This window comes from Sodalis-like endosymbiont of Proechinophthirus fluctus (assembly GCF_001602625.1).
Classification (GTDB): domain Bacteria; phylum Pseudomonadota; class Gammaproteobacteria; order Enterobacterales; family Enterobacteriaceae.
On record NZ_LECR01000027.1, the window covers coordinates 467 to 1,744 of the forward strand.

A 1,278-nucleotide genomic window follows, 5' to 3' on the forward strand; every position below is an offset into this window, starting at 1 on the left:
CCTCCCCCTCCGCAACCACTCCTTCATCCATCCATCCATCCATCCATCCATCCATTCGTCCCCAAAATCCAGAACATTCCAAGCTCGTGACCGTGGGAACTCTGGCGACCATTTCGGGTCTCGTCTACGGTGCCTGGTGGTACAATAATTACTCGAAGAACAAAAAACCTACCAATTGGGTCAAAGTGGGCGAAATCGCAGAACTCTGCATCTATCCGATAAAATCATTCAAAGCCATAAAGCCGAATTCGTTCGAATGCACACCTTTCGGAGCGAAATTAGGCTCCATCAGAGACAGGTGGGGGGAAAAGAATCGATTCGTTTTTTGCTTGCTTGAAAATCGCATTTCGAATCGTCTTTTCAATCGGATTCAATTTCTTTNTTTTTTTTTTTTACGTTCCCCTCCCCTCCCCCTCTCCATCGATCTTTTCAGAACTTTCGCCGTTCTCGACGAAAGCGGAAAAGTCATTTCCGGAAGGATATATCCGAAAATGTGTCAAATAGTTCCGGAATTCAACGGATCCATCGTCCATCTGTCCTCTCCGGATCATCCGACGGATTTCGAATTTTCACTCAACGATATTCGAGGAGAACCGAAAATAATCGAGTAAGTCAATTCGATTCGATTCGATTCGATTCGATTCGATTCTTTCGGATTTCTCTTTTCCCCTCTTTCTCGCCCCCTCCCCCTCCCCCTCCTACCATTTTAATTCGATCAATTCGTTTCGACAGGATTTGGACAGTTCCGATCGAAGGTTGGGATTGCGGCGACGAAGTCGCCAGATGGATTTCCAGATGCATTCTGAAGGAAGAATCCGGTCTGAGACTTTTCTACTGTGCATCGCAAGAAAAAGGGAAAAACGTCAATCCGAAAATCACAAACATGACCAAGATAACGCGAGTCGAACTCGGCGAAAACGACGGGGTGAGAAGAGGGGGGGAGGTGGAGGGGGAGGAGAAGGGGAAGGGAAAGAAAGGAAGGATTTTTTTCACCCCCCACCACCATCGCCATCGCCATCGCCATCGCCATCCGTTCATCCGTTGAAAATGTTGCGACAATCTTTCAGGGTTTCTTCTCCGATTCCGTTTCCTATCATTTGATTTCGGATGCTTCCACGGAATACCTCAACACGAGATCGAATGGCGAAATCATTTCTTCTCTCAATTTTCGTCCAAATTTTGTCGTCAAAGGAGAAAAATTGATTCCGTTCGAGGAAGACAATTGGAAGTGGATCAAGATTGGTGAAACCGTTTTTCGCAACATTTCTCCCTGCACGA

At 46.4% G+C, this 1,278-nt stretch carries 2 protein-coding genes; both read left to right on the forward strand.

Going from position 1 to position 1,278, the window contains the following annotated elements:
• Positions 1-883 precede the first annotated feature (883 nt).
• Positions 884-1,045 (forward strand): hypothetical protein, encoded by a 162-nt coding sequence (locus BG74_RS12725; RefSeq protein WP_187202561.1) that lies wholly within the window; start codon positions 884-886, stop codon positions 1,043-1,045.
• A 52-nt stretch (positions 1,046-1,097) separates the two neighbouring features.
• On the forward strand, positions 1,098-1,278 hold a 181-nt coding region (locus BG74_RS19435; protein WP_439895655.1), incomplete at its 3' end, for an MOSC domain-containing protein.

Excerpts from the sequence above, each read along its gene's own strand:
- BG74_RS12725 (WP_187202561.1), top strand. The coding sequence starts at position 884 with ATGACCAAGATAACGCGAGTCGAACTCGGCGAAAACGACGGGGTGAGA.